The organism is Pseudomonas sp. NPDC089534 (assembly GCF_044749305.1).
GTDB lineage: Bacteria > Pseudomonadota > Gammaproteobacteria > Pseudomonadales > Pseudomonadaceae > Aquipseudomonas > Aquipseudomonas ekonensis.
Genome location: NZ_JBIVHR010000001.1, coordinates 156,573 through 177,153, shown reverse-complemented (window position 1 = coordinate 177,153; position 20,581 = coordinate 156,573). Strand labels below are relative to the sequence as shown.

Annotated in this window: 19 protein-coding genes; 6 read left to right on the top strand and 13 right to left on the bottom strand. The window is 62.9% G+C overall.

Translation table 11 applies throughout. The features are described 5' to 3' along the window. Window positions 1–55: 55 nt before the first annotated feature. The 3 genes from ACIP0B_RS00715 (at window position 56) to ACIP0B_RS00705 (ending at window position 3,486) form a co-directional block, all read left to right on the top strand. Complete coding sequence (locus tag ACIP0B_RS00715) at window positions 56–961, top strand: helix-turn-helix domain-containing protein (RefSeq protein ID WP_400828929.1); 906 nt, start codon at window positions 56–58, stop codon at window positions 959–961. Between the two features lie 255 nt (window positions 962–1,216). After that, window positions 1,217–2,416: an alpha-xenorhabdolysin family binary toxin subunit A gene (locus ACIP0B_RS00710; RefSeq protein ID WP_400828927.1), complete on the top strand. Its 1,200-nt coding sequence runs from the start codon at window positions 1,217–1,219 to the stop codon at window positions 2,414–2,416. A 26-nt stretch (window positions 2,417–2,442) separates the two neighbouring features. Further along, the gene (locus tag ACIP0B_RS00705; protein WP_400828925.1) at window positions 2,443–3,486 is read left to right on the top strand and encodes an alpha-xenorhabdolysin family binary toxin subunit B; all 1,044 of its coding nucleotides are present in this window, start codon (window positions 2,443–2,445) and stop codon (window positions 3,484–3,486) included. A gap of 52 nt (window positions 3,487–3,538) precedes the next feature. Here ACIP0B_RS00705 and ACIP0B_RS00700 read toward each other — a convergent pair whose 3' ends face one another. Further along, window positions 3,539–4,135 (bottom strand): NADPH-dependent FMN reductase, encoded by a 597-nt coding sequence (locus ACIP0B_RS00700; RefSeq protein ID WP_400828923.1) that lies wholly within the window; start codon window positions 4,133–4,135, stop codon window positions 3,539–3,541. After that, window positions 4,132–4,986, bottom strand: a complete 855-nt coding sequence (locus ACIP0B_RS00695; protein ID WP_400828921.1) for a sterol desaturase family protein — start codon at window positions 4,984–4,986, stop codon at window positions 4,132–4,134. Before ACIP0B_RS00695 ends, ACIP0B_RS00700 begins: the two co-directional genes overlap by 4 nt. A gap of 68 nt (window positions 4,987–5,054) precedes the next feature. Between ACIP0B_RS00695 and ACIP0B_RS00690 the strand changes: the two genes are divergently transcribed. After that, complete coding sequence (locus ACIP0B_RS00690) at window positions 5,055–6,035, top strand: AraC family transcriptional regulator ligand-binding domain-containing protein (RefSeq protein WP_400828919.1); 981 nt, start codon at window positions 5,055–5,057, stop codon at window positions 6,033–6,035. 62 nt (window positions 6,036–6,097) lie between these two features. Beyond that, complete coding sequence (locus tag ACIP0B_RS00685; protein WP_400828917.1) at window positions 6,098–6,598, top strand: cupin domain-containing protein; 501 nt, start codon at window positions 6,098–6,100, stop codon at window positions 6,596–6,598. Between the two features lie 64 nt (window positions 6,599–6,662). Here ACIP0B_RS00685 and ACIP0B_RS00680 read toward each other — a convergent pair whose 3' ends face one another. The 11 genes from ACIP0B_RS00680 to ACIP0B_RS00630 all read right to left on the bottom strand — a co-directional run bounded on the left by ACIP0B_RS00680 (window position 6,663) and on the right by ACIP0B_RS00630 (window position 19,475). Then, window positions 6,663–6,932: a hypothetical protein gene (locus tag ACIP0B_RS00680; protein WP_400828915.1), complete on the bottom strand. Its 270-nt coding sequence runs from the start codon at window positions 6,930–6,932 to the stop codon at window positions 6,663–6,665. Window positions 6,933–7,473: 541 nt separating this feature from the next. After that, the gene (locus tag ACIP0B_RS00675) at window positions 7,474–8,211 is read right to left on the bottom strand and encodes an NUDIX domain-containing protein (RefSeq protein ID WP_400828913.1); all 738 of its coding nucleotides are present in this window, start codon (window positions 8,209–8,211) and stop codon (window positions 7,474–7,476) included. Window positions 8,212–8,441: 230 nt separating this feature from the next. Next, on the bottom strand, window positions 8,442–9,353 hold the full coding sequence (locus ACIP0B_RS00670) for a LysR family transcriptional regulator (RefSeq protein ID WP_400828911.1): 912 nt from the start codon (window positions 9,351–9,353) through the stop codon (window positions 8,442–8,444). A gap of 142 nt (window positions 9,354–9,495) precedes the next feature. After that, on the bottom strand, window positions 9,496–9,783 hold the full coding sequence (locus tag ACIP0B_RS00665) for a LysR family transcriptional regulator (RefSeq protein ID WP_400828909.1): 288 nt from the start codon (window positions 9,781–9,783) through the stop codon (window positions 9,496–9,498). Window positions 9,784–9,803: 20 nt separating this feature from the next. Then, window positions 9,804–11,246, bottom strand: a complete 1,443-nt coding sequence (locus ACIP0B_RS00660; protein ID WP_400828907.1) for an efflux transporter outer membrane subunit — start codon at window positions 11,244–11,246, stop codon at window positions 9,804–9,806. After that, a complete protein-coding gene (locus tag ACIP0B_RS00655) occupies window positions 11,243–14,383 on the bottom strand; it encodes an efflux RND transporter permease subunit (RefSeq protein ID WP_400828905.1) in 3,141 nt (1,046 codons plus the stop codon). Before ACIP0B_RS00655 ends, ACIP0B_RS00660 begins: the two co-directional genes overlap by 4 nt. A 14-nt stretch (window positions 14,384–14,397) precedes the next feature. After that, a complete protein-coding gene (locus ACIP0B_RS00650) occupies window positions 14,398–15,540 on the bottom strand; it encodes an efflux RND transporter periplasmic adaptor subunit (RefSeq protein WP_400828903.1) in 1,143 nt (380 codons plus the stop codon). Between the two features lie 70 nt (window positions 15,541–15,610). Continuing rightward, complete coding sequence (locus tag ACIP0B_RS00645) at window positions 15,611–16,471, bottom strand: oxidoreductase (RefSeq protein ID WP_400828901.1); 861 nt, start codon at window positions 16,469–16,471, stop codon at window positions 15,611–15,613. Between the two features lie 221 nt (window positions 16,472–16,692). After that, complete coding sequence (locus ACIP0B_RS00640) at window positions 16,693–17,649, bottom strand: SDR family NAD(P)-dependent oxidoreductase (RefSeq protein ID WP_400828937.1); 957 nt, start codon at window positions 17,647–17,649, stop codon at window positions 16,693–16,695. A 41-nt stretch (window positions 17,650–17,690) separates the two neighbouring features. Continuing rightward, window positions 17,691–18,560: an oxidoreductase gene (locus tag ACIP0B_RS00635; RefSeq protein WP_400828899.1), complete on the bottom strand. Its 870-nt coding sequence runs from the start codon at window positions 18,558–18,560 to the stop codon at window positions 17,691–17,693. 48 nt (window positions 18,561–18,608) lie between these two features. Next, window positions 18,609–19,475 (bottom strand): oxidoreductase, encoded by an 867-nt coding sequence (locus ACIP0B_RS00630; RefSeq protein ID WP_400828897.1) that lies wholly within the window; start codon window positions 19,473–19,475, stop codon window positions 18,609–18,611. A gap of 104 nt (window positions 19,476–19,579) precedes the next feature. On the opposite strand from ACIP0B_RS00630, the gene ACIP0B_RS00625 reads away from it, so the two are divergent. Further along, window positions 19,580–20,506 (top strand): AraC family transcriptional regulator, encoded by a 927-nt coding sequence (locus tag ACIP0B_RS00625; RefSeq protein WP_400828895.1) that lies wholly within the window; start codon window positions 19,580–19,582, stop codon window positions 20,504–20,506. Window positions 20,507–20,581 lie beyond the last annotated feature (75 nt).

Below are 20,581 nucleotides of genomic sequence, written 5' to 3'. Positions count from 1 at the left end.
CGGTCCACCAGCAGGCTGGCCGGGCGATGGAAGGGCCCGGCCCAGATGCACTCCCATGACAACGTGTAACCCGATCCAGGTCCAAGCCTTCGACACCGCCGACGTCACCGAACAGATCCGCGCCACGCCGGGTTGGGTCCAGCATTACCAGCAGATGTCGCCCGGGCATTTCGCCGGGCGGATCCGCTACCTGGACCTCGAGGGCGTGGAGGTCTACGAAGAGCAGATGAACACCCGGGTCGAGCAGAATTTCAGTGCGCCACCGGGAGCGCTGGCGTTCTGTTTCGACCGCAGCGACGACGCGCTGTACCTGCTCAACGAAGAGAGCCGCAACATCTGGATCACCCCGGAGAACTACCAGGAGATCGCCGTGGTGTTCGGCCCCGGCTTCGTCCGTCAGCACGGCCTGGACGTGGCCCGGCTGGAAGGGCTGTTCATGGCGCCGCTCAACGGCGGGCAGAACGCGCTGTTCAGCCGCTGGCTCAGCGCGACCCTGACCCGGCTCGCGCAGACCTTCGATCCGACGACCAAAGACGCGCTGACCCGCCAGTTGCTGGAGGACTGCCTGTTCATCCTCGATAACGCCCGGCAATGCCTGGACCGCGGTGCCCAGCAGCGCAGGGCCGACGAGCGGATGATCATGAAACGCGTCGGCGAATGGGCGGCGGACTCGCCGGAGGAGACCGTCAACCTGCTGGAGCTTTCGCAGGTCGCCGGGGTGTCGCTGCGCCAGTTGCAGCAGGCGTTCAAGGCCTACACCGGCCTGTCCCCGACCCACTGGCTGCGCCTGCGCCGGCTCAACAGCGCCCGGCGCGAACTGCTCAACCGCAGCGGCGGGGAAACCACGGTGGCGGAAGTGGCCATGAACTGGTCGTTCTGGCACCTGGGACGGTTCTCCAGCAGTTACCGGGCGCTGTTTAAAGAGTTGCCCAGCGAGACGCTGAAACGGGGCAATAAGTAAACGGACTTCTGTTGGTTGCCGAGGACTGGATTCTTTATCGTCGGGTTATCCGTAGTGCTGGGTCGTAGGACGTTTCCGGCATATGTGGCTTGATGTTTCCAGAAATCACTTCTTTATATTTTTACCAGCAAAATCAATGGCTTGAATGAAGTTGGAGGTAGTGCTTCGCAAGTTTGCTGTGCTTTTCAAGGCCATCTAGCGTTCTGCGAACCGATGCAAACGGTGTATCGGTTCACATGAAACGAGGCATTCGAGATGGCTGTTCCATTGAACGAAAAAGAAAGCGCCAACACACTTCCCCAGGCCGTCCTGCATCTGATCGCCGGGCAATATCCCGGTGTCGCCCGCGATGCCGGGCTGCTGACCAAAGAAGATGTCATCAAGATCAAACAGTATGTGAAGAAGGGCCTGTCGCTGCCCGGCGAACTGCCGGAGGTCGAGTCCTACCTCAAGTACAAGAAGATCGACATCGCCGGGCTCGAACCGGTCGACATCCAAGGCCTGTTCAAGAAGATCAGGATCCACGCCGCCAGTTGGGACGCGGTGGAAAGCAAGATCCTGCAGCAGAGCATCGACCTCACGTCCGCCGCCAAGAACATCGTCAGCAGCGGCGGCGAGATCCTGTCGGTGATCAAGGAAATGCCGATCATGGAGCGCGTCAGGACGACGCTCGGGCAAATGACCGGCAATGACCTGGCCGGCATCAAGTACACCTCGGACGACGGCGAGGTGGCCACGGCGGTGACGGAAATCATCCGGTTGATGAAGGTCGATATCCAGCGGCAGCAGGCGGCGACCGGGGAGCTCAAGGCGCGCATCTCGAACTTCAAGATCGAGCTGGCCGGCGGCGATCTGTCGAACGGCAAGCGGGTGTTCGGGCTGCAATCGGAGGTCAAGGGCAAGTACGACCTGATGGAGCGCAACAACCTGCTCGCGTCGATCGCCGACACCCGGGAAACCCTCAAGGAGAAGAAAGCCAGGATCATCCAGCTGGACAAGGACTACGACTACTACGTGGGCATGTCCTTCTCCGGCGGCTTGCCGATCCTGTGGCCGATCACCGGGTCGATCTTCGGGCCGAAGGCCGAGAGCGCGAGGAAGGAGCGCAATGCCCTGAAGGACGAAGTCGATGCCCTGCAAGCGTCGGTCAGCGCCAAGCAGAGCCTGCAAAGCGCCATCGAGAGCTCGATGTCCAACTTCGGCGACATCGGCATCCGCATGGCCGGGGCCGAAGCGGCGCTGAACATCCTCAATACGATGTGGCAAACCATCCTCAGCAAGATCGACGCATCCGCGTCGCAGTTCGAGCGCATCGACGATGCGTTGCGCCTGACCACGTTCGTGGCCGAGTTCGCCCTGGTGATCGACCCGTGGCGCGATGTGAAGAACACCGCCGGCGAGTTGCTGGAGACCTTCAACCAGGCGCTGGACGAATACAAAAAGAACTTCAAGTGACCCTTTCCTTGATGAGGAGCATTGCCATGAACGGCGCAACCCCGATCCACACCCAGAACATGCCTGCCATCGACGTGAAGAAGATCGTGCAGACCATCCGCGACATCGCGACCCTGGCGCGCTTTCGCCACGAACGGGACGATGTCCTGCAGGAGCGGGCGCAGCAGGTCGCGGCCTACCTGAACAACACCGACCGCACCTTGCGCGAGTCGTTTCCGGTGCTGCTGGCCGCCCTGGACACCGCCAGCGGCCAACGTCATTTCGCCGCCCTCGAAGAGTTGTGGGACGCCCTGGGCAGGAATGACCTTGGCGCCGAAGACCGCGCCCTGGTGAACGATGAAGTGCGCAACCTCAAGGCCACGGTCGAGACGATGCTCGACCGCGTCGAAGCGCGGTTCTGCGAGTGCGCCCGGCGTCTGGAGAACGAGGTGCACAGCGTCTACAAGGTGGAGATCGACGGGCGGGCGGACGACCCGCTCAAGGTCGCCAAAGCCCGCAAGACCCGGATCCTCGCCGAGCTGAACGAACATGCGCGCAACAAGGCCTTGTGCACCGAACAGCGGGACACGCTGATCAAGGCGCAGGAGGTGATCCGCGAGTTCAACCTGGCCGACATGTACAAGAACTACATCCCGTCGGGCGAGGCCCTCGACGGCATCGACATGGAGAACCCGAAGAAGGAAGCGGTGAAGCAGGGCATCGAACTGGTCCGCAAAGTGCTGGGCATGGTGTCCGAGGGCATCAAGTACATGGAGCTGGCCACCGCACGCGGCAACCTGGACAGGGAAATCGAGGCCATCGCCCAGCAGGAAGCGCGGCTCAACGCCGAGCTTGAGAGCGCCGACGACGGGTTGTCCGATGCGCTGGCGATTGTCGAGATCGGCCGTCGGCGAAGGATCGCCGGCGAGGAAATCATGGCCGTGGCCAATGTCTGGAAAGGCTTTGCGATGGCGGTGGAGCGGCTGCGCAACGTTGACTACACGCCCAGGGATCTGACGGCCTTGTTGAACCGCTATCACGTCCACCTTGAGACGCTGAGCATCGACTACAACACGATCCTGATCGACTGAGTGAAACAGGCGGCCAGCCCTTGCGGTTGGCCGCTGCATCAAGGACAAAGGTTCACATGCCGTTGGCGAAGTCCGGGTCTTCAGGGTGCAGGCGTGCGCCGAGGCCGGCCAGCGCCTTGGCGTATTCGCCGAGCACGCCAAGCGCCCAGTCGGCGCGGCGACGGATGCGTAAGTCGTCTGGGCCTGCGCTCTCTGGGCCGTTCATCACCGACTCCACCTGACGCACGATCAGCTGTTCGGGCAGGTAGCAGATGCGGCAGTTCTTGTAGCTTGAGGCACGCAGTTCGGACAGCGGGTAGGCGCCGCCCTGGCCGGACGAGACGCCCACCAGCAACGCAGGCTTGTGGCCCAGTTCGCGGTAGCCGGCATGGACGAACAGGTTCTTCAGCGCCGGGCAGGCCATGCCGTGCCATTCCGGGGTGAGGACAACCAATGCGTCTGCCTCGCGCAGCAACGCGGCGTGATCCGCCCAGATCCCTTGGGTGTCTTCGGCGGGCCATAAGGGCAGCGGCGCGCGGCCCAGGTCGATGACGCCGGGACGGCTGCAGAGCTGCAAGGCCTGCAAGCGCCCGCCAAGGAACGCGGCGACTTTCGCCGATTGGCTGTCAGGTTGGCTTGAGCCGGCGACGAGGACGATGTTCAGGCTCATTGGACCAGCTCCTGGTTGGCGGTTTTCCGGGGTTGCGGGCGCTTGTCGCGCACCAGCGGCCAGAACAGCTCGTGCTGCCAACTGACCGGTCGCATGTCCTCGATGCCGTAGTGCTCCGGCCGGCGCCGGGTGATCCTGGCCGAGCCGAACAGCACATCCCAGAAGAACAGTAGGTTGCCGAAGTTGCCCTTGTAGTGGGTCACGCCGTCGTCGGCATTGAGTCCGTGGTGTGCGGAATGGGTGGCAGGCGTGGAAATGGTGCGCTCCAGCAGCCACATCAACGGGCGCAGCACCGGGATGCGGTAGAGCCGCTCATCCCACGGCACGCTGCTGTGGGCCCCGAAGATCACCAGCATCTTGACGATCAGGTAGCCGAAGTACACCGGGGCCAGGCCCATGTAGAGCAGGGCGCCGGAGAACCACAGCCCGGGCATCAGCAGGTAATAGAAGCTGTTGTTGCGGTAGACGATGCGGATGCTCATGTACGGCGCCGAATGATGGGCGCGGTGCAGCGAGTACAGGAACGGCACCTTGTGGCTGAGGCGGTGCCACCAGTATTGGGTCATGTCGTCCAGCACCAGGAACAGGCACAGCCCAAGCAGCCAGTGCAGGCCGGCGAGGCTGTCTTTGGTCTGCGGCGCGAAACGGTCGAGCAGCCAGGCGCTGAGGAACGTCACCAGCGGCAGCGTGACGCCCATCAGCAGGCCAGAACCGATGATTTCGATGACCGCGTCTCGGCGTTGGGCACGGGGCTGCCTGAAACAGGTGCAGGCGATCTCTAAGACGATGAAGCCGATCAGGATGGCGCCGATGATCGGGATCGGACTGTTGGTTATTGTTGTTGTATTCATGGCACTCTCTGGTTGGGGCCGACAAGGCCGGTGCCAGACAATAAAAAACCAAGGGCCCGCCGCACGATATGCGCAAAACGGACAGAATCACCCGAGAAGCGGCCAACCCGATGCCGGAGCGGTTTCACCGCGGGCCATTGGGGCGGGTGCTGGAGCGTTATCTCCACAGCCGTTCCTCACAGCCGCGAACCCACTACAGCATGGTCGCCCTGGAACAGCTTTGGGCCAAGGCCGCCGTCCATGATCCGGCCATCGGCCTGCATCTTTTCTCGCATTTCCGCCGCCAGGACTGGCACGTGCTGGCCCATGCCTGCCTGTTCAGCGCCAATCTCGAAGAGGCGATCCGCTTCTGGGCGCGCTACGCGTCGCTGGCGTCGGACATGGACCATGTGGAACTGGTCGAGGAGGGTGACTGGCTCGGCGTCGAGTTGCGCATCGATGCGCCGGCGAGCCTGGCGCGTTACGTGGTCGAGCATTACTGCGTGATGTCGGTCAGCGTGCTGCGCGCCGGCATGGACAGGGCAGTGCTGCCGCAGCGAGCCTGCTTCGCGCATGAGAGGCCTGACTATCATGCCGAATACACACAGTGGTTCGGTGAAGATGTCCGGTTTGGTTGCGACCACAATCGTGTGTATTACGATCGCGTCAGTCTGCAGCGGCCGCTGCACACGGCACACGTCGGCATGATGGAAGTGCTGTGCCAGGAGCTGGACCGCCGTCTGGCCCGCCAGCATCAACTGAGCGGCTGGGCGGGAAGGGTGGCACAGGGAATCCGCCAGGGCTTGCTGGCGAGCCAGAAGCCCAGCCTGGAAACCCAAGCACAAGCGTTGCACCAAAGCGCCCGGACACTGCGCCGGCGCCTGGAAGAGGAAGGCCACACGTTTCGCCAACTGTTTGACCGGGTTCGCGCGGAGACGGAACAGTATCTGGAGCTGCAGGGGCTCAGCCGGGCGGAAATCGCGGCTCAATTGGGCTACAACGATCTGGCGGCTTACGTGCACGCGCGCAAGCGATGGCGTGGAGATTTGGATGACGAAACATGCGAATAAATTATAACTACGCTAAATGACTGTTTAGTTTAGTTATATTAATCAAGTCGAGGACCGAACGATTGAAGCGATATGACGCACTGGAACTGGCGGCCGCGCTCAACCTGGAGCCCCATGCCGAAGGCGGTTTCTACCGGCGCACGTATCAAAACGATCTTGAACCCATGATCGACACGCCCGACGGCAAACGCCATTTGATGTCGTCGATCTACTACTTGCTGACCGAAGATGCGCCCATCGGGCATTTGCATCTGAACCGATCCGACATCGTTCATTACTACCATGTGGGCGATGCGATCGAGTACAGCCTGATCCTGCCGGACGGCACATTGAAAACCGTCGTGATGGGCGCCGATGTCTTGGCCGGCCAGCACTTGCAGCTGTACGTGCCTGGCGGCGTCTGGAAAGCCTCGCGGTTACTGGGTGGGGAGCACGGATTCGGATTGATCAGCGAGGCGGTGTCGCCGGGCTTCGACTATGCGGACATGAAATTGGGCGAACGAGATGAACTCACTGAGCGGTTCCCGCAACATCGGGCATTGATCGACAGACTGGCCTTGTGATGCCCGGACAGGGCGCAATCGACAGGCTCTGGTGCGCACTCACGCACCAGGCCTGCCTTGACAATTACCACTGGCCGCTAACGAGACAGCCAACGATTTCCCAGCCGCTGTACTCCCACCAGGAATAGCGTTCATCGGAGCAACTTCTGGCCAGGCTCGCCAACTTGATCTCGCCAGCTTTTGGCTGCGTTCCGAATGGCGTATCCAGTGAGGCCGTCACAGGGCCGACGGTTTGCGGCGCCTGGATGGCGGTCGGATGCACAGAAGCGCTCGCGACCGTTGCGGTGAATACGAGCGTCGCGGATACGGCCAGAGCCGCTATGGACTTTTTCATGTTCGAATCCCTTCAGTTATCTGACATGCAACTTATGCATTGGCCAGACCTGCATGAACCAACAATCTGAACAGATCGGCCATTTGCGTGGAGTGACGCAATCAAAGGCTAACACCAGGCCGGATCCGGAACAGTCGCTCAAGTGTGCTATTGACAAGGCGGTGGTCGAAGGATTGGAAAGAGGCCTGAGTGGTCGTGATGCTGGCTTTCAATCTTGCCAAGACGGGCCCTGATGATCGCATAGGAATATGCGCATAATGTATATTATGTTAAATAGTGTGTCGGGTCAGAAGCGCTCATGATGTCCACTTCCACTAACCCCGGTCGGTTTTGCTGTGAACGTTGAGACCGAAACGGAATTCTGTCGCATCACCGGAAACAATCCCTTCCCAACGCGTTGCCCTCGACCAAATGACTTCCGATCAACTGCGTGCTCTCGCTGCGCAGTTGCTATCGAAGGTCGACACCATGGGCCGAGAGAGCCGTCGCGACAAGACCATCATCGAACAGCTCTCTCACGAGATCGCTATTTTTGTAGTGGTCAACAAGGAGCCGTAAAAATCTCTTGTTTTTTGTGAAGCCCGATGTTGGCGGAATACTCCGTGCAGACGAGCCCTTGGCTGAACGCTACATCGCTGACCAGCTGCCGGTTGGACAGGCTGTTGCAGGGGTCTGCCAGGTAGGCTTGCAGCTCTACCCATTTGGCTTCTTCGATCTCGGCGGTGTCCAGTACGTTGATACACTGCGTCAAGGCCGTCATTCGACAGATGAAGTGAATGTTAGATTTGCCAAATTGGTAGGGATGTTTGGTGGTAAACGCCACGATGGATTCGCACTTCGATTCGATCCCGGTCTCCTCCAGCACCTCGCGCTCGATCGAATCCTGAATTCGCTCGGCAGCGTCTACATGCCCCCCCGGCAGCTTGAACCCGGTGGTACCTCGCTCCTTTATGACGAGGAGTTCCCCTGCGTCGTTAATGACGATGGCGCCCGCACCTACGGTGTGAGTGGGTATGAATGGGACGAATGCCTGTTCGAATGGGCGGCGCACTAGGGTCAGCTGATCGGTCAGACAGCTATGGAAGGAGAAACCGGCGGCGGTGAAGACCGGAATGTCTTGAGCGTTGCTGATCGGCAGTGTGATCCAGGCCAGAGCCAGGCGCTCATGCTCGATTAGGGCGACTAACGCGTCGACGGCATCACGCAACGCTTGCGGGTCGTCCGGTAGCGAAGCGGCGTCGACAATGACGCCGTTGAATCTGTCCCGTCTGAATTCCACGGCTCACCTTTGGATTGATCGATCTGCCGAGATTGTAGTGAGGTGGGCACGGCTTTGCGAATGTATCGCGCGCAGAGTTTTTCAGGATATTGGCGTTAGCTAATAGCTTCGATATCGGCCGTTTTGTGTTAGGGCGCCTATTGTTTTAATTATTTAATCGGAGCGCGCCACCTATTATCCTGGCTTAAGGAAAAGTGCGTGACGTAATTATCTCCAGCACTCGATTGTTCCTAGGCCCTCCGATCACCCATGAATTGCTCAAGCTTCTTACGCAACCAGCGCTCTGCGGGATCGGAGTCCGTGACGCTCAGCCAGACCATCGACCACTCCAGATTCGGTGTGGCGAACGGCAATGGTTCACCCCGTAAAACACTGCTTTTGCCCATTGCCAAGGACAGGTGATCGGGCAAGTTACATAGCAGGTCTGTGCCTTCCATCAACGCCGGCAGAGTGCTGTATTGGGGGACCGACAGGACCACCCGACGCTTACGATTGATCGCAGCCAACCATTCATCGGCGAAGTTGGATATGTTAGCAACATGAGACACGACAACGTGCGGACGGGTGCAGTATTCGTTGAGGGTCAACGGATCATGTGAGCTATCGGCCCGAACCACCATTGGCTGTACTCTGCGCAACGATTTGCGTTTGGCATTGGCCGGCAGATCACGGACCAAGCAGACACCTGCGGTAATTTCAGCGGACATCAGCAGCTCAGAAATATTCCAGTAATTGGCCTGCTTAACGACGATCGTGACCCCTGGTGCCTCCTCACGGATATTCCGGAGCAGCGGCGGCAGCAGGCTGTATTCCACATCGTCAGACAGGCCAATGCAGAATGTCGTGCTGCTGCTGGCTGGATCGAAATCCTGCGTTAGGCTCAACGCTACGGACATGGCGTCCAAAGCGGGCGAGAGATAGTGGATGATCTCATTGGCCCGCGCGGTAGGTTCCATACGATGGCCGACACGAATAAACAGAGGGTCATTAAACAAGGCCCGCAGACGGTTGAGTGCAGCACTAATGGTCGGTTGAACAAGAAAGAGCTTTTCGGCCGCACGGGTAAGGTTACGTTCTTGCATCAGGGTCTCAAAGACCACCATGAGTTTGATGTCGGCCTTGCGCAGTTCATTGCGATTCATAAGTAGACCTTGGGTCGAGCATTTGTGTTGCATTAAAGTTGACATCGGGATTTTGACCGTCATTAAAACTCAAGGTCTCCCAAGAATTTAAAATTCATGAGCGACTCGACCCCATGACGGTCTAATTCCGATCATCCCTCTATCAATCTACCTTCAACATAGTTATCACTTCTTGAAGTTCGATGAGAATGGGGTTTAGCAAACCCGCAATCATTGTGGCGCGGGGAGTTGGGCTGACACCATTACTACAGCGAACGAACAGTGGATCGGCAAAGTCCCTACGAAGCCTGTTGAGCACATTACTGACAGCGGGTTGAGTCAGCCCCAACGCCGAGGCAGCACGCGACACCTGCCCTTCCCTTAAGACCACCATGAACACAACTAACGCATCGAAATCCACGCGCTTGAGTAATTGCTCGTTAAGTTGCATGTCAGTGTTACCTGAAGGTTTCAGGGCTGTTGGGAAGCGACGTTTTCCTGGTGACTGGCGACGGTTTCGCTGCGCCACCCTCCTCCAAGCGCCTTGAACAGGTTCACCTCGGCGACTAACTGGTCCAACCGGTTCTGGATCAGTTGCTGTTGGGCCGCGAACAACTCGCGCTGGGCGTCGAGCACAGCCATGTAGCTGTCCACGCCTTCGTCATAGCGCTGACGAGCCAGATCGTAATAGGCCTGGTTGTCCTCCACCCGCCCCCGTTGGCTCTGCAACTGCTGGCCGTAGGTGCCCCGCGCCGCCAATCCGTCCGCGACCTCCCGGAAAGCGCTCTGGATCGCGCCTTCGTACGCGGCCACGTTCATGTCGCGGCGAATCCGTGCGTAATCCAGATCAGCCTTCAGCCGACCGGCATTGAAGATCGGCAGGTTGATCTGCGGCATGAACTGCCACATCCCCGAACCGCCCTTGAACAGGCCGTCCAGCTCTGCACTGGAGGTGCCGGCGGCGCCCGTCAGAGTGATGCTCGGGAAGAACGCTGCCCGGGCCGCGCCTATGTCGGCGTTGGCCGCCAACAGCCGGTGCTCGGCGGCGCGGATGTCCGGCCGGCGCAGCAACGCTTGCGAACTCAATCCGGTGGGGAACGCCGTGAACATCGGTTCGGCCAACGGTCGGCCCGGCGGCAGATCCGCCGGCAATCGTCCGCCCAGCAGGCGCTCCAGTGCGTTGAGGTCCTGGGCCACCTGGCGGGTGTACAGGCTCTCCTGCACCTGGGCTTGGGACACCAGCGTGCGGGCTTGCCGCACGTCGATCTGCGAGGCGGTGCCGTTGTTGAAGCGGTCTTCGACAAGGGCCTGGCCGGCGGCCTGAGCCTTGAAGGTGGAGCGGGCCAAGGTCAGTTGCTCTTGGTCGCTGCGCCAAGCCAGATAGGCGCCGGCAACGTCGGCCACCAGCGACATCTGCACGCTTTGGCGGGCCGCATCCGAGGCCAGATACTGCTCGGCGGCGGCGCGGCTCAGGCTGCGCAAGCGACCGAACACGTCCAGCTCGTAGGAAACGCCGAACGCCACCTGGTACTGGCTCTGGATGTTCGCCTCGCCCGTGGGCGACAGGTCGGCGGGCATCCGCTGGCGGCTGCCGCCCGCGCCCAGTCCGACGCTGGGGAACTGCTCGGCGCGCTGGATCCGGTGCAGCGCCCTGTAGGCCTCGACATTCAGTGCGGCCTGACGCAGGTCGGTGTTGCTGGCCAAGGCTTGTTCGACCAGGCACTTGAGCGCCGGATCCTGGAACACCGCCTGCCAGGCCAGCGCACTGGCGTCACCGCCCGGGGCAGGTGCGGCATACGCCGCGCCCTGTGGCCAGGTAGCGGGAATCTCCGCCACCGGGCGTTGGTCGTCCGGGATCAGGCTGCAACCGCCCAATGCAAACGCCACCGCCACGCTCAAAATCTTGAGCTTCATACTGTTTCTCCTTCCGGCACGGCGCGTTTCTTGCCGCGCCGTTCGAACAACGCCACCACCGCCACGTAGAACAACGGTACGAAGAACACCGCAAGCACAGTGGCGGTGATCATCCCCCCCACCACCCCGGTGGCCAGCGAGTGCTGGCTGCCGGAACCTGCGCCGGCGGCGCGGGCCATCGGCAGCACGCCGAAGGTGAAGGCCAGCGAGGTCATCAGGATCGGCCGCAGACGCAGACGGGCCGCCTCCACTGCGGCCTTGGCCAACTGCATGCCTTCGCGCTCATAAAGTTCCTTGGCGAACTCGATGATCAAGATCGCGTTCTTCGCGGTCAGGCCGATGGTCGTCATCAGTCCGATCTGGAAGTAAACGTCGGCGCTGAGGCCCCGACCCAGGGTCGCCAGCACCGCGCCGAGAATCCCCACCGGCACGATGGCGATCACCGCAGCCGGCACCGACCAGCTTTCGTACAGCGCCGCCAGGCAAAGGAACACGATCAGCACGGTCAGGGCGTAGAGCATCGGCGCCTGGCTGCCGGTCTTGATCTCCTCGTAGGACAGGCCGTTGTAGCTCAGGCCGACGCCGGCGGGCATCTGCTTCATGATCTCGGCGATGGCGATCATCGCGTCGCCGGTGCTGTAGCCCGGTGCCGGCTGGCCGAGGATCTGCACCGCCGAGATGCCGCCGAAACGCTCGAGCTTCGGCGAACCGGCGACCCACCGTCCGCTGGCGAAGGCCGAGAACGGCACCATCTGCCCGCGGTCGTTGCGCACGTACCACTTGTCGAAGTCCTCGGGGCCGATCCGCGAGGTGTCCTCGCCTTGCAGGTAGACTCGCTTGATCCGCCCGCGGTCGATGAAGTCGTTGACGTACATCGAACCCCAGGCCGCCGACATGGTGTCGTTGATCGACTGGATGCTCACTTGCAGCGTGCGCGCCTTCTCTTCGTCGATCTCGATCTTGTACTGCGGCTCGTCACCCTTGCCGTTCGGGCGCACGGCCATCAGCACCGGGCTCTTGGCGGCCAACGCGAGGAACTGGTCGCGCGCGGCCATCAGCCCTTCGTGCCCCAGGCCGGCGTTGTCCTGCAGATAGAAGTCGAAGCCCATGGCGTTGCCCATCTCCAGGATCGCCGGCGGCACGAAGGCCATCACTGTGGCGTCCTTGATGCCGGCGAAACTGGCGTTGGCGCGGTTGGCGAGGCTGAACACGTCCTTGCCCGCCGCATGGCGCACGCCCCAATCCTTGAGCAGGACGAACGCCACGCCGGAGTTCTGTCCGCGGCCGGCGAAGTTGAAGCCGTTGACGGTCAGCACCGATTCGACGATGTCACCCTCGTTCTTGAGCAGGTAGTCGGTGACCTGGCTCAGCACCGCCTCGGTGCGCTCGGCCGAACCATTGACCGGCATGCGCGCCTCGATGATCAGCACGCCTTGGTCCTCGTTGGGCAGGAATGCATTGGGGATGCGGGTGAACAGGTAGCCGGTGCCGACCGTGATCAGCAGGAAAATCAGCAGGTAGCGACCTCGCCGGCCGAGCATATGCTGCACGCCGCGTTCGAAGCGTTGGGTGCCGCGGTCGAAGGTGCGGTTGAACCAGCCGAAGAAGCCTTTCTTCTCGGTGTGCCCATGCCCTTGCGGCGCCTTGAGTATGGTCGCGCACAGCGCTGGCGTGAACACCAGGGCCACCAGCACCGAGATGCCCATGCACACCACCACGGTGACGGCGAACTGCTTGTAGATGATCCCCGCCGAGCCGCCGAAGAACGCCATCGGCACAAACACCGCCGACAGCACCGTGCCGATGCCGATCAGGGCGCCGGAGATCTGCTGCATGGACTTGCGCGTCGCCTCCAGCGGCGAAAGTCCCTCGTCATGCATCAAGCGCTCGACGTTCTCCACCACGACGATGGCGTCGTCCACCAGCAGGCCGATGGCCAGGACCATGGCGTACATGGCCAGGGCGTTGATGGTGATGCCGAACAGCGGCAGCACCGCGAATGTCGCCAGCAGCACCACTGGGATCGCCAAAGTGGGAATCAGCGTGGCGCGAAAGCTTTGCAGGAACAGGAACATCACCAGGAAGACCAGCACCACCGCTTCGAAGATGGTATGGACCACGGAGTCGATCGATGCCGTGACCACGGGGGTGGTGTCGTAGGGAAAAATCACCTCGACGCCCTCCGGCAGGTTCTTCGCCTGCTTCTCCACCACTGCACGTACCGCCTTGGAGGTGTCCAGCAGGTTGCCGCCCGGCGCCAGGCGCAAGGCCAGGCCTGAGGACTCATGGCCGTTGTGGCGGATACTGATGGAGAAGTTGTCGGCGCCCAGGGCGACCTTGGCCACGTCCTTGACCCGCACCTGCGAGCCGTCGTCGTTGACCTTGACCAGCACGTCCTCGAACTCCTTTGCGCTGGTCATGCGGGTCTTGCCGATGATCGTGGCATTGAGCTGCACACCGCCACGGGTCGGCAGGCCGCCGATCTGGCCGGAGGACACCTGCACGTTCTGCTCGCGGATCGCGGCGGCCACGTCGCTCGGGGTCAGCTGGAAGCTGTCGAGTTTGCTCGGGTTGAGCCAGATGCGCATGGCGTAGGGAGCGCCGAACAGCATCACGTCGCCGACACCGTTGACCCGGGAGATCGGATCCTGGAAGTCCGAGGCGATGATGTTGCTCAGGTCGAAGTTGTCCAGCTTGCCGGACTTGTCCACCAGGCCCACCACCAGGAAGAAGTTCTGCTGGTACTTGACCACCCGCAGGCCTTGGCGCTGCACCTCCTCAGGCAGGCGCGGCGTCGCCAACTGCAGTTTGTTCTGCACCTGCACCTGGGCGATGTCCGGGTTCACCCCCTGCTCGAAGGTGATGATGATGGTCATGCTGCCGTCGGCGTTGCTCTCGGCGGACATGTAGCGGAAGCCGTCCAGGCCGCTCATCTGCTGCTCGATGACCTGGACGACGGTGTCCTGCACGGTCTGCGCCGACGCCCCCGGATAGGAGACCTGGATGGACACGGCGGGCGCTGCGATGTTCGGGTACTGGCTGATCGGCATGTTCGACAGCGACAACGTGCCGGCAAGCATGGCGACGATCGCCAGCACCCAGGCGAAAATCGGTCGGTCGATGAAAAAGCGTGACATCTGCCCTGCGCTCCTCAGTTGGCCGCTTGAGCGGTGTCGGTGAAATCGGTGACCAGCTTGACGTTGCCGGCCTCGGCCGGCTCGACCAGAAGGCCTTTGCTCAGGCGTTGCAGCCCTTCGGTGACGACACGCTCGCCGGACGCCAGGCCTTGGCCGATCAGCCAGGCGTTGCCGACCGTGCGTAGGGTCTGGACCTCGCGCTGCTGCACGTGATTATCCGCACCCACCACCCACACCAGCGGCTGCCCGCGGCCGTCGCGCACGACCGCCTGTTGCGGAACAAGCAGGGCCGCTTCGTTCAAGCCCTCATTGAGCCGAGCACGCACGAACATGCCGGGCAGCAAGGTGCGCCGGGGGTTGGGGAACTCGGCGCGCAGAGTCACCGATCCGGTGGTCGGGTCAACCCTCACTTCGGAGAATTTCAGGGTGCCCTTGAGCGGATAGGCGCTGCCGTCGTCCAGCGTCAGGCCGACCTCGGCCTGGCGCTCGCCGTTCTGCAGACGCCCAGACTCCAGGGCCCGCTGCAGACCGAGCAGCTTGGTGATCGGCTGGGTCACGTCGACATAGATCGGGTCCAATTGGGTCACGGTGGCCAGCTCCTGGGGCTGGCCGCTGGTGACCAGCGCGCCTTCGGTCACCGAAGAACGCCCGATGCGCCCGGAAATCGGCGACAGCACTTGGGTGTACTGCACGTTGATCCGCGCCATCTGCGCATCGGCCTGGGCCTGCAGCCAGTTGGCTTGCGCGTCGTCGTACTGCTGCTGGCTGACGGCGTTGGTCTGCAACAGGCGCTGGTAGCGCTGGGCTAGGTTACCGGCGCTGCGCAAGTTGGCCTCGGCGCGGCCCGACTGGGCGTTGTAGGTGCGTGGGTCGATCTGGTACAGCGCCTGGCCTTGCTTGACCTCGCTGCCTTCAACGAAGGTGCGTTTCTGGAGGATGCCCGAGACTTGCGGGCGCACTTCGGCCACTCGATAGGCCGATGTGCGGCCAGGCAGATCGCTGGTCAGTTCCAGCGGCCGGGCGTTGACCTGATAGACGCCTACCTGGGGCGTGACCACCGCTTGTGCCGCATCCTGCTTGCCGCAGCCGACCAGCGCTGCAGCGAACGACAGGGGCAGCAACGCCGGAATGGCACGCAGGGAAGAGCTAAGAGCCACCTTGAGGTTCTCCTTGAAAATGTCGGAAAGGAAAAGCGGCCAGCGGCGATCGCCGCTGGCCGTAGGGCACTCAGAGCGCCTGGACGGGGTTCTTCACAGCGTCAGCAAAGGCAGTGTCCTCGCCCCGGGCGCGCCAAGGTGCGATGTCGCGGTTGCGCGAGGCGACGGCGCCTTCCCACAGTTGATAGGCGTCTTCGCCGAGCAGCAGGCGCACCGGAGCGACCGCGCTGTTGACCATGTCGACGATCACCGCCGCCCCTTTGGCCGGATCGCCCATCTGCCGGCCGTTCTGGCTGGCGTAGTACTCGGCCATGCCGGCGTCCAGCGCCGCGTATTCGGCGATCTCGCCCTCGGCCTTCATCGCCGCGCTGCCGGCGAAGTCGGTGCGGAACGCGCCCGGCTCGATCAGCGTCACGCGGATGCCCAGCGGTTTGACCTCATGGTGCAGCGCTTCGGTGAAGCCTTCGAGGGCGAACTTGGAGGCGTTGTACAGACCGCTGCCGGGAAAGGCCACCAGGCCGGCGATGCTGGTCAGGTTGAGAATGTGCCCGGACTGCTGCGCGCGCATCTGCGGCAGCACTTCGCGCGACAGTTCGGCGGCGGCGAAGAAGTTCAGTTCCATCTGGGCGCGGATCTGCGCAGAGGTGAACTCCTCCAGCGCGCCGTAGGAGCCGGCGCCCGCGATGTTCGCCAGCACGTCGATGCGGCCGAATCCGTCCAGGGCCGCGCGCAAGGCGGCTTTGCGCGATTGGGCATCGGTAACGTCCAGCTTCACGGCCAGGGCGCGACCGCCGTAAGGCGCGGCCATCGCCTGAAGCGGCTCCAGGCGCCGGGCGCAAAGCACCACGTTATCGCCCTTGGCCAGTGCGGCCTCGGCCAATTCACGGCCGAGGCCGGACGATGCGCCGGTGATGAACCAGGTCTTGCTCATTGCGATTTCCTTTATGGCGAGGGGGCGATGCGGCCCGACGTGGTGGCCTCGTCGCCCGAGCATTCGAAGTGTATGAACAGCGATAAGTTACCGGGCAAGGACGGTACTTCCCATGCTAGAAAGTACTTAAAACTTTATTGATCGTACGTAAAGCTTTCCGATGACCTGCCTGCACGCCTGCACGCCTGCACGCCTGCACGCCTGCACGCCGAAGACCAGGCTCAGGCGAAAGCATCGACGCCCGTCAGTTCGGCCGACAGCGCCCACAGGCGCTGGGCCTGCTCCGGATCTATGGCAAAGCTGCGCACCCCGGACTCGGTCGGCTGCGGGCTGTCGTCACGCGCGGCGACGTCGCAGTCCTCGCAATACAGTCCGCCCTTGCCTTCGAGCAGGGCTGAGGTGGCGGTCCATACGGTGGTGGCCGCACCTTGCGGCGGCGCCTTGAACGTCGGGTCGATGACTTCGCCGGCCTCGTTGAGCCAGCCCAGCGACGTCATCTCGGCCATGTCCATGTGTCGTTGCAGCGGCGTGTAGATCTTGCCCGGGTGCACCGAGAACGAACGCACGCCCTTGGCCTGCCCCAAGGTGTCCAGTTGCTTGGCGAACAGTGCGATGGCGGTCTTGGACTGCCCGTAGGCCAGCCACTTGTCGTAGCCGCTGTCGAACTGCACATCGTTCCAGCGCATGGGCGAATAGTGATGGCCCATCGACGACAGCGAGACGATCCGCGCCCCCGGCGCAATGGCGGGCCACAGTAGGTTGATCAGCGTGTAATGCCCTAGGTGGTTGGTGCCGAACTGCGACTCCCAACCGTTGCCCACGCGGCTTTCCGGGTTAGCCATCACCGCGGCGTTGCAGATGACGATGTCGGTCTGCCGGCCGCTGGCGACGAACCGCTGGGCGCAAGCGCGCACGCTGCCCTGGTCGGCCAGGTCCAGCGTGTCGACCTCGACATTCGGCAGGCCGGCCAGGGCCTGGGCGGCCGCCGCCGGATTGCGCGCCAGTACCAGCACTTGGGCACCTGCACCGGTCAACGCCCGAGTGGTTTCCAGACCCAGGCCGGAATGGCCACCCGTGACGATGATCCGCTTGCCGGACAGATCGATGCCGGCCAGCACCTCGGTGGCTGTGCTGTGCCTGCCGAAACCGGTGTTCAGGGGCGTCTGCGGGTCCGACACGGCCTTACCCTCCTCCAGGCCCCAAGCTGTTGTGGTGGTCATTACAGTTGGATCTCCACCAGCTCGGCACCGTCGAAGGCGGTGTCCTCGCCGCGCTCGCGCCAACGGTTCAGGTCTTCCTGACGCTTGCTGAGGGTCGCCTCCCAGATCGAGAAGGCATCGCGCCCCAGCATCAGGCGGATTGGCGGCGCCTCGCTGGCGACCACTTCGAGCATGCGCTGCGCGGCCTTGGCCGGGTCACCCATCTGTTTGCCGGCGGAGGTCTCCAGGTACGTCTCGAACGGCTCGACCATCGGGCGGTAAGCCTCAATGCGATCCACCGGGCGCATGTTCACGTCGCCGGCGAACTCGGTGCGGAACGCCCCCGGCTCGACCAGGGTCACGTGGATGCCCTGCGGCTTGGCCTCGATGGCCAGCGACTCGGTCCAGCCTTCGATGGCGAACTTGGCGGCGCAGTAGGGTCCTGCGGCGTTCATCGCCACCAGGCCGGCGATGCTGCTGACGGTGAGAATGTTGCCCGCACCTTGCTTGCGCATCTGCGGCAGGACGGCACGGGTCATTTCCGCGGCGGCAAAGAAATTAAGCTCCATCTGCTCGCGCAACTGCTCCAGGCTGAACTCTTCGCAGGCGCCGGCCACGCCCCGACCGGCCACGTTGGCCAGCACGTCGATGCGGCCGAAGCGCGCCAGGGTGTCGGCCACGGCCTTGTCGCGGGCGTCGGCGTCGGTGACGTCCACGGCCAGCGGCAGTACCCGATCCTCGAACCCCCGGGCCATGGCTTGAAGGCGCTCAAGGCGGCGAGCGGTGATGACGGCGATGTCGCCGTTGGCGATCACCGCCTCGGCGAGGGCTTTGCCGAAACCGGACGAGGCGCCGGTGATCAGCCAGACTTTTGCGGATGGATTGCTCATGTTGTCGTCTCCTGGGTCAGTGCGACCCGGTGAAAGAGTTGGGGCGGATCAGCCGCCGATGGGCTTCAGCTCGACGCCGTCGAACGCGGTCGCCAGGCCCCGCTCCCGCCAGGCATCGATGTCCTGGATGCGCCGTTCGATGGTCTGGTCCCACAGCGCATAGGCATCAGCGCCCAGCATCAGACGAACCGGCGCCGCGGAACGGTTGACCGCTTCGAGGATCACGCCGGCCGCCTTGGCGGGGTCGCCGATCTCGTGGCCGGCGGACTGCTCCAGAAAGCGCTCGACCGGGCCGACGATGTCGCGGTAGGTGTTGAGACGGCGGGCCGGACGCACATTGACGTCGCCGGCGAAACCGGTGCGGAACGACCCCGGCTCCACCAGGGTGACGCGGATGCCCAGCGGCGCCACTTCCATGGCCAGGGTTTCGGTCCAGGCCTCCAGGGCGAATTTGCTGGCGCAGTACGGCCCGCAGCCGGTGATCGGCGCCAGGCCCGCGACGCTGGTCACGGTCAAGATATGCCCGCTCCCTTGTTGACGCATCTGCGGCAGTACGGCACAGCTCATCTGGGTGGTGGCGAAGAAGTTCAGCTCGAACTGAGCCCGCAGTTCGGCTTCGGTGAACTCCTCGACCGCACCCAGCGAGCCGCTGCCGGCCACGTTGGCCAGCACGTCGATGCGGCCGAAGCGCGTCAGGGTGTCGGCCACCGCACGTTCGCGAGCGGCGGCGTCGGTGATGTCCAGGGCCAGGGGCAGCACTTGCGCCTCGCGGCCTTGGGCCAGTGCCTGCAAGCGGTCTTGGCGACGGGCGGTGACGGCGACCCGGTGGCCGGCAGCGATGACGGCTTCGGCCAGGGCCTTGCCGAAGCCTGAGGAGGCGCCGGTGATCAACCAGACGGTGTTCGGCGTGTTCATAGGGTGTTCTCCAGATGACGATGGCTGTGAAGATACGCCTTGAGCTCCGAACGAGCCATGTCGTAAAGTCCGCTTATCTTTGTTAAAAGTACGGAATCACGGCCATGGATCCTCTGTCCGACGTGCTGTCGCTGCTACAGCCACGCAACCAGTTCTATGCCGGCTTCGACGCCGCCGGTGACTGGTCCTTCGATTTTCCCGCCCATGACGGCATCAAGTTCACCGCAGTGATCCGCGGCAGTTGCTGGGGCATCGCCGAGGGGCTGGAGCAGCCGATCCGGTTCGAAGAAGGAGACTGCTTCCTGCTCAACAGCGACCGCCGTTTCATTCTGTCCTCCGACCCGGACCTGCCGGCCGAAGGCGGCGACCGCATCCTGGAAGCTGTGAGCCGCGACGGGATCGCCGTGCACAACGGCGGAGGCGAAGTCTTCCTCATCAGCGGCCGCTTCGCCTTTTCCGGCGACCATGCCGCCGTGCTGTTCGAGGCCCTGCCTGCCGTCATCAACATCCCCAAGGCCTCAAGCCAGGCAAGTGTGCTGCGCTGGTTGCTGGACCAGTGGGCGAACGAGCTGCGCAATCCGCAACCCGGCGGCGCACTCATGTCCACCCACCTGGCGCACCTGATGCTGGTGCAGGTGCTGCGCCTTTATCTGCAAAGCGCCAACGAACTGCCCAAGGGCTGGTTTCTCGCCCTCACCGACCGGCAGATCAGCCTGGCCATCGCGGCCTTGCACGCCGAGCCGTCGCGGCAGTGGTCCCTGGAGGAACTGGCGCGAATCGCCGGCGTTTCCCGCACGGTGTTTGCGCAACGCTTCAAGGCGTTGGTCGGCAACACCGCGATGGACTACCTGGCGCGCTGGCGGATGCTGATGGCCGCCAACCGGCTGCGCACCGGCACCGACAACGTGTCGACCATCGCTTTTTCCCTGGGCTACGAGTCGGAGAGTTCGTTCAGCACCGCATTCAAGCGCATCATGGCCGCCACGCCGAGCCAGTACCGGCGCCGGGCAGTCAGCATCGCCATGGAGTGACGGCCGCTGGCGCAAACGCGAATTGCCGGTTCGGGATTTGCGAATTGGTCGCCGTTGGCCCGTGGAGTAGCTTAC